Consider the following 6,778-nt stretch of genomic DNA (forward strand, 5'->3'; position numbering starts at 1 on the left):
CTGGGAGACGCGGCCAAGCTCGAGGTCGAGGTGCACGCGGATGCCGGGCGGCCGGTGCCGCCGGCGACCCAGAACGACGAAGAGCTGCAGATCCTGGCCATCAACACCTTCATGAACTCGGACCATCCCGAGCAGTTCATCTCCCAACTGGAGAAGATCCTCTCCTCGGCGAACAAATCGCCCAAGGTGAAGTCGCAGGCGCTGTTCGTGCTGGCACAGAGCGACCTGCCGCAGGCGCGGGCCATTCTGGAGAAGGTGGCGCGCGGCCAGGCCAATCCCGACCTGCAGCGCAAGGCCATCGAGTACCTGGGAGCGAACGGCAGCAAGCAGGACATCGCGCTCATGGTGGACATCTACAACACTCCGTCCACCAGCGTCGAGGTGAAGCGCAAGATCCTGGACTCGTTCGTGGCGGCGGACGCGGTCAGCGAGACGGTGCAGGTGGCCTTGAAGGAGACGAACCCGGAACTGCGGCGCAAGGCCATCGACAACCTGGGCGCCATGGACGCGAAAGACGCCCTGCACCAGATGTACCAGTCCTCGGCCTCGCTGGAAGAGAAGGGCAAGATCCTGGAAGCGCTGGGCGTGGCCGATGACGTGGTCTTCTTGGGCCAGGTGGCGCGCACGCCCGGTGATCCCCGCATCCGGCGGAAGGCCATTCAGGGCTTGGCCATCACCGATTCCAAGTTCGCCCGCGACACCCTGCTGAGCGTCTACGGCAGCGATCACGACCCGGAGATCCGCCGCGCCGTGGTCGAGGCCCTCTTCATCCAGGACGACGCGCACGACCTGGTGGCGCTGGCCCGCGCCGAGACCGATCCCCAGATGAAGCGCGCCATCGTGGAGAAGCTATCACTGATGGACAACAAGGAAGCCCGGGACTATCTCATCGACCTGCTCAACAAGTAGAGGTCAGCCGTGAAACTGCTATCCAGGGTGCTGCTGATCGCTGTGCTGGCCGCGAGCGCGGACGCGCAGCAGCCCCGGCTCCAGAACGCGCGATTGGAGACGCGTTCGGCGGCGGCCGGGCTGGAGCAGGCGCTGGGCGCGATCGAGCGCGAGCAGAAGGGCGCGGTCTGGGTGGGCTATGCGGTCCCGGTGATCCCGGGCGAGCACGACATGTGCTGCTTCGATTCCTATCGCGACTCCCGCAGCGGTTGCTGCGGCGGCTGCCGCCTGGAAGGCAACGGCGGCATGGTGATGGGACAGGTGAGCGAGTGCGCGCGCCTGGAACCGGCCAAGGAGTTCTTCGTTCTGCTGCGCCTGGAGCAAGCAAAGGTGCAGAAGGTGCGCGCCTTCAGTGCCAACTGCGCGCTCGATGCCGGCGGGCTTGCGCTCTACTGGCTGACCGATGTCAAGCCGGCGGAGAGCGTGGTCCTGCTGGCGTCGCTGCTCGAGGGGGAGCGGAGGCGCGACCTGGCTGAAGAAGCCATGGCCGCACTCACCATGCACGCCGACCCCGGCGCGACCGACGCCCTGATCCGGGTGGCGCGCCAGGGACCCAATACTGAGCTGCGTGGCGAGGCGCTCTTCTGGCTGGCGCAGAAGGCGGGAGACAAGGTCGCGGGAGTCATCACCGAGGCCATCGAGCGCGACCCCGACACCGAGATCAAGAAGAAGGCCGTGTTCGCGCTCAGCAATCTGCCCGACGACCAGGGCGTACCCTTGCTCATCGGCCTGGTCAAGAACAACCGCAACCCCGTGGTGCGCAAGGAAGCCATGTTCTGGCTGGGCCAGTCCGACGATCGCCGCGCCCGCGAGTTCATCATCAGCATCCTGGAGCGCTGACCCTTAGCCGGTCTTGGCAGACTTGGCCGGGATCCAGTAGATCTCTTCCTTCAGGTTCTCCTTGGCGAAGCCGGCGCGGCGCAGGATGCCCTTGCCGTGCTCGATCATGTCGGGATGGCCGCAGAGATAGCCGGTGGCGTTCTGGGCGGTGAGCTGCCACTGGTCGGCGTATTTGCGGATGAGGTCGTCGACGCGCCCGGTCTCGCCCTTCCAGCCCGAATCTTCCCAGGGGCGGCTGACCGTGGCCACGTAAGTGAGCCAGGGGACCTCCGCCGCCAGCGCCTGCAGCTCGTGGTGGTAGCCGAACTCCCAGGAGCGGCTTGCGCCCTGGAGAAGATAGAGGTGATGGCCGGCGGGGAAGCGGCCTTCCTTCCAATCTCGGTAGAGGGTGCGCACGTAGCTGACGAAGGGCGCGACCCCGGTGACCGTGGCCAGCAGCAGGTGGCGGGTGCGGCCGCTCTGGGTGTCGAGCGTGAAGCGCCCCTTGAAGGCTTTGCGCATGCTGAGCGCGTCACCGGGCCGGAGCTGGTACAGCAGCGGGGTGAGCTGGCCTTGGGGCACCAGCTCGAAGAAGAACTCCAGCTCGGGCTCGTAGGGCGAGGAGACGATGGAGTAGGCGCGCTCCACCAGCTTGCCGTGTTTCTCCAGGCCCAAAGTGGCGTACTGCCCGGGAGCGAAGTGGAACGGCACCTCCACGCGCAGCCGCACCGACCAAAGGTCGGGGGCGTGGTCGGTGCGCGCCGTGATCCTGCCCGGGAGGAACTTGTCCTGCGCTGCCGTCATCCCCTGTAGGATGCGCCCGCCGCCGGGGCGATGCAAGGAAGAGCCGGCAGGCCTCTGCTATCCTGCCAGCGACCCGCCCTATGAAGCGACCCGCGCAGGCCATCTTCGGCGCCACCGTCTTCCTGGGCGCCTTCCTGCTCTTTCAGGTGCAGCCCATCCTGGGCAAGTACCTCCTGCCGTGGTTCGGCGGCACGCCCGCGGTGTGGACCACCTGCCTGCTCTTCTTCCAGGTGCTGCTGCTGGCGGGGTACGCCTATGGACATGCGCTGGCGGGAGTGCGGAGCGCGCGGGCGCAGCTCGGGGTGCACGGGGCGCTGCTGGCGGGATCGGTGGTGGTGCTGGCTGTGATGGCGGCGCGCTGGCCGTCGCCCATCCTGCCGGGTGCGGCGTGGAAGCCCGCACCCGGCGGGCATCCCACCTGGGAGATCGTGCGGCTGCTGGCGGTGAGCATCGGCCTGCCCTTCTTCCTGCTGGCCACCACGGCGCCGCTCGTGCAGAGCTGGTACGCGCGGACGGAGCCGGAGCGCTCGCCCTACCGGCTGTACGCGCTCTCTAACGCGGGCTCGCTGCTGGGGCTGGCGAGCTATCCCTTCGTGGTGGAGCCGGCGCTGGCGCTGGGCGTGCAGGGCAGGACGTGGACGTGGGCCTTCCTGACGTTCGCGCTGGGCTGCGCCGTCTGCGGCGTGCTGGCGGTGCGCTCGCATCAGCCGCAGCCCTTCGGCATCGACCAGATCCTCGAGCAGTATGAGCCGCGGCCGACGGCGGGCACGATGCTGCTGTGGGCGGCGCTGGCCGCGGGCAGCTCGGTCATGCTGTTGGCGGTGACCAACCAGATCTGCCAGGAGGTGGCGGTGGTGCCCTTCCTCTGGGTGCTGCCGCTGAGCCTTTACCTGCTTTCCTTCATTCTCTGCTTCCACGACGAGCGCTGGTGCGGGCGAGGGTGGCTGCGGGCGCTGCTGCTGGCGGCCCTGCTGGCGCCGGTATTGCTCTTCTTCGGGCCCTACGCCGACATCCGCCTGCAGATCGCGGTCTTCTGTTTCACCCTGGTGGCCTGCTGCATGGTGTGCCACGGAGAATTGGTGCGGCTGAAGCCGGCGCCGCGCTATCTGACCTGGTTCTACCTGGCGATCGCGGCCGGCGGCGCGGCCGGCGGCGTCTTCGTGGCGCTGCTGGCGCCCCGCCTTTTTTCCGGGTACTGGGAATTCCACCTGGGCCTGTGGGGATGCTGCCTGCTGGCGCTGGTGGTGCTGGTGCGCGAGCGCCACCGGCTGTTCTACCGCCAGCGGCTGCGGCCGGGCTTCTATCTCTACGCTTTTGGGCTGCTGCTGCTGGCGGGCGAGCTGCTGTCGCACGTCGCCTGGTACAAGCACAACACCGAGGAGGTGGAGCGCAACTTCTACGGGGTAGTGGCGGTGTACAGCGACTACGATGCGCAGGCGCACTCGGCGGTCTATGCGCTGCGCCACGGGCGCATCACCCATGGCCTGGAGTATCGCGCGCCGGAGCAGCGCGACCGGCCCACCGCCTACTTCGCCCCCGAGAGCGGCATCGGGCTGCTGTTCGCCGCCGACCCCCACGGCGCGCCGCTGCGCGTGGGCGTGGTGGGCCTGGGAATCGGGACACTGGCGGCCTACGGCCGGCCCGGCGACCAGTTTCGCTTTTACGAGATCAACCCGGCAGTGGTCCGCCTGGCCGCGGCGAGCCCCTACTTCCACTATCTCGCGGACTCGCGGGCTCGGGTGGAGATCGTGGCCGGCGATGGCAGGCTCTCGCTGGAGCGCGAGCAGGCTGCGGGCGCCCCGCTCCTGGACCTGCTGGTGCTCGACGCCTTCAACAGCGACGCGCCTCCGGCGCACCTGCTGACACAGGAGGCCTTCCGCCTCTATCTGGCGCGGCTGAAGCCGGAAGGCGTGCTGGCGGTGAACATCTCCAATCGCGCCCTCGACCTGCGGCCGGTGGTGCTGGCCGCGGCGGAGCGCTTCGGTCTGGGTGTGGTCTGGGTGTACCAGGCGCCGGGCGACCGCTTCCATCCGGGTTCGAGTTGGATGCTGCTGGCCCGCGACCGGGCCCGGCTGGCCACGCCCGGCCTGGCCCGCGCCGCCTCGCCTCTCGCCGGGGCCCCCCCGGTCCGTCCCTGGACCGACGACTTCAGCAACCTGTACCGGGTACTGAAGTAATTTCGGTCCGGCGCGGACATTGCCTATAATCGGGATTGCCCGCACCCGGGGGCGATCCTCCCATGCCACTGCGGATCCTGGTCGTGGACGACGAGCCCAGCGTACTGAGCCTCATCCAGGAGGTCTTGACGCTGATGGGAGCGGAAGCCTACACGCTCAGCGGCGCGCCCGCCGCCCTGCAGATGCTGGAGCAGCAGAAATTCGACGGCATGCTTGTGGACATCATGTTGCCGGAGATCAACGGCCTGGAGATCATCCGGCAGGCGCGCCGCTCGGAGAAGAACCGGCAGACGCCGATCGTGGCCTTGAGCGGCAGCGACGACCAGAAGACCATGGAGGCGTCGCTGGCGGCGGGCGCCACCTTCTTCCTGCACAAGCCCTTCGACCACAAGAGCCTGACGCGCATGCTCAACTGCACCCGCGGCAGCATGCTGCAGGAGCGGCGCCGGCACGCGCGCTTTCCCATCCACTGCCCGGTGCGATGCGAGGTGGGAAACACCTCCTTCAACGCCGCCGGGCACGACATCAGCGAGGGCGGTATGCGCCTGCTGGTGGCGCGGCCGCTCGCTCCCGGAGCCCTGATGTCCGTCTCCCTGACGCTGCCCGGGCAGAACCTGCCCTTCGAAGCCCGAGGCCGGGTGGTGTTTGCCGAGGACGACGGCACGCTTTCACTGCAGTTCGGCGATCTTGCCCTCCCCGCCAGGAGCCAGTTGCGCGCCTTCCTGGGCAGCCAGATGGAGCGCCCGCAGCCGGTCTAGAGCACCGCGGTCTCGGTCAGCAGGCGTCCTGCGGCGAAGCGCGAGAAGCTGAGCAGGCGGGCGTCGATCAGGTCCGTCTTCCCCTTCAGTACCAGATCCGAGAGCACCTTGCCGGTGGCGGGCGCGTGCATCACCCCGTGCCCGCTGAAGCCGTTGGCGCAGAAGAACCCCGGCACCTCCGCGACCGGACCCAGGATGGGGTGGTGGTCGGGGGTCATCTCGTAGAGTCCCGCCCAGCAGCGCTTGGGATTCACGGCCAGGTTCTCGAAGCAGGGGACGCGGTCGGCGGCGCGGGTCAGCACCTTCTCGATGAAGGCGGGATCGAAGTCGGTCTTGTAGCCGGGGCTCTCCTCGGGATCGTTCCAGGCCAGCAGAAAGCCCAGCGCCTCGGGGCGGAAGTGGAAGCCGTTGGACATGTCGATGATCATGGGTGCGGTGTGGGGGAACTGGTCGAAGGGCTCGGTGGGGATGAGCATGCGGCGCAGCGGCTCGACCGGCAGATCCACGCCGGCGAGCCTGGCGACCTCGGCGGCCCAGGGGCCGGCGGCGTTGATGACGGTGCGCGTGGCCACGGTCCCGCGCGTGCTCTCGACCCCGGCGATGCGCCCGTGATCCATCTTGATCGCGGTGACGGCAGCGTCGCGCCAGAGCTTGGCGCCCTGCTCGCCGGCGCGGGTCATGAAGCCCACCATGGCGCTGTAGGGATCGACGAAGCCGTCGCTGGAGCCGAAGTGCCCGCCCAGCACGTCGTCGGTGCGCAACTGCGGGAACTGGCGCGCGATCTCTTCGGTCGCGAGGCGCTCGACCGTCTTCAGTCCTTCCGCCAACTGGCGCTCGTGGTTGGCGCGCAGGTAGTCGAGGTGGGCCGGCTTGGTGGCGAGAAAGAGGTATCCCTGGGGACGGTAGCCGGAGGGATGGCCGAGGCGCTCCTCGAAGGAAGCGTAGAAGGGGATGGAGTACAGCGACATGCGGATGTTGACCGGAGTGGCGAACTGGGCGCGCACCCCGCCCATGCTCTTGCCGGTCGAGCCTTTGCCTTGGTGGGTCTCGCGCTCGATGACCAGCACGTCCTTGCAGCCGGCGGCGGTGAGGTGCCAGGCGATGCTGGAGCCCACGATGCCGCCTCCGATGATGACCACGTCCGCTGTCTGCATGCACACTCCCGAAAGAGGACAGCGGCATTGTAGCGCCGGGGGAAGGGTCCGGTCAGTGGTGAGGGCGGCGGGCCTGCAGCCACTGCGAGAGGAAGTCGAGCAACTCGCGCGGCGGCTT

Annotated in this window: 6 protein-coding genes; 4 read left to right on the top strand and 2 right to left on the bottom strand. The window is 68.4% G+C overall.

Features of this window, described 5'->3' with window-relative positions; genetic code table 11:
• Positions 1-909, top strand: a 909-nt coding sequence (locus tag VEG08_03525) for a HEAT repeat domain-containing protein (protein HXZ27051.1), incomplete at its 5' end; no start/stop codon positions are given.
• A 9-nt stretch (positions 910-918) separates the two neighbouring features.
• Positions 919-1,788, top strand: coding sequence for a HEAT repeat domain-containing protein (locus VEG08_03530; protein ID HXZ27052.1), 870 nt, complete (start codon positions 919-921; stop codon positions 1,786-1,788).
• A gap of 3 nt (positions 1,789-1,791) precedes the next feature.
• Here VEG08_03530 and VEG08_03535 read toward each other — a convergent pair whose 3' ends face one another.
• Positions 1,792-2,571 (bottom strand): FAD-binding oxidoreductase, encoded by a 780-nt coding sequence (locus VEG08_03535; GenBank protein ID HXZ27053.1) that lies wholly within the window; start codon positions 2,569-2,571, stop codon positions 1,792-1,794.
• A gap of 80 nt (positions 2,572-2,651) precedes the next feature.
• Here VEG08_03535 and VEG08_03540 point away from each other — a divergent pair, with 80 nt between their 5' ends.
• Entirely contained in the window at positions 2,652-4,748 is a 2,097-nt protein-coding gene (locus VEG08_03540; protein HXZ27054.1) for a fused MFS/spermidine synthase, read from the top strand.
• Positions 4,749-4,810: 62 nt separating this feature from the next.
• Positions 4,811-5,506, top strand: coding sequence for a response regulator (locus VEG08_03545; GenBank protein HXZ27055.1), 696 nt, complete (start codon positions 4,811-4,813; stop codon positions 5,504-5,506).
• Here the strand turns inward: VEG08_03545 and VEG08_03550 are convergent.
• Positions 5,503-6,660: an FAD-binding oxidoreductase gene (locus VEG08_03550; protein ID HXZ27056.1), complete on the bottom strand. Its 1,158-nt coding sequence runs from the start codon at positions 6,658-6,660 to the stop codon at positions 5,503-5,505. The genes VEG08_03545 and VEG08_03550 overlap by 4 nt on opposite strands.
• Between the last annotated feature and the right edge of the window lie 118 nt (positions 6,661-6,778).

The sequence above is a fragment of the Terriglobales bacterium genome (assembly GCA_035624475.1).
In the GTDB taxonomy this organism is placed as follows: Bacteria; Acidobacteriota; Terriglobia; order Terriglobales; family Acidobacteriaceae; genus DASPRL01.